Consider the following 704-nt stretch of genomic DNA (forward strand, 5'->3'; position numbering starts at 1 on the left):
TGCGGACAGTGTCTGGTGGGTAGTTTGACTGGGGCGGTCTCCTCCCAAAGAGTAACGGAGGAGCACGAAGGTTGGCTAATCCTGGTCGGACATCAGGAGGTTAGTGCAATGGCATAAGCCAGCTTGACTGCGAGAGTGACGGCTCGAGCAGGTGCGAAAGCAGGTCATAGTGATCCGGTGGTTCTGAATGGAAGGGCCATCGCTCAACGGATAAAAGGTACTCCGGGGATAACAGGCTGATACCGCCCAAGAGTTCATATCGACGGCGGTGTTTGGCACCTCGATGTCGGCTCATCACATCCTGGGGCTGAAGTAGGTCCCAAGGGTACGGCTGTTCGCCGTTTAAAGTGGTACGCGAGCTGGGTTTAGAACGTCGTGAGACAGTTCGGTCCCTATCTGCCGTGGGCGCTGGAGAATTGAGGGGGGTTGCTCCTAGTACGAGAGGACCGGAGTGAACGCACCACTGGTGTTCGGGTTGTCATGCCAATGGCATTGCCCGGTAGCTAAGTGCGGAAAAGATAAGTGCTGAAAGCATCTAAGCACGAAACTTGCCCCGAGATGAGTTCTCCCTGACTCTCTGAGAGTCCTGAAGGGACGTTGAAGACGACGACGTTGATAGGCCGGATGTGTAAGTGCAGCGATGCATTGAGCTAACCGGTACTAATGACCCGTGAGGCTTAACCTTACAACGCCAGAGGCGTTTT

The 704-nt window shown here is 54.8% G+C and carries 1 rRNA gene; it reads left to right on the top strand.

The annotated features are described in order from the left end of the window. A 23S ribosomal RNA gene (locus tag AC1MDE_RS25805) occupies nucleotides 1-685 on the top strand; the annotation flags it as partial. Nucleotides 686-704 lie beyond the last annotated feature (19 nt).

It is taken from the genome of Pantoea folii (assembly GCF_056678875.1).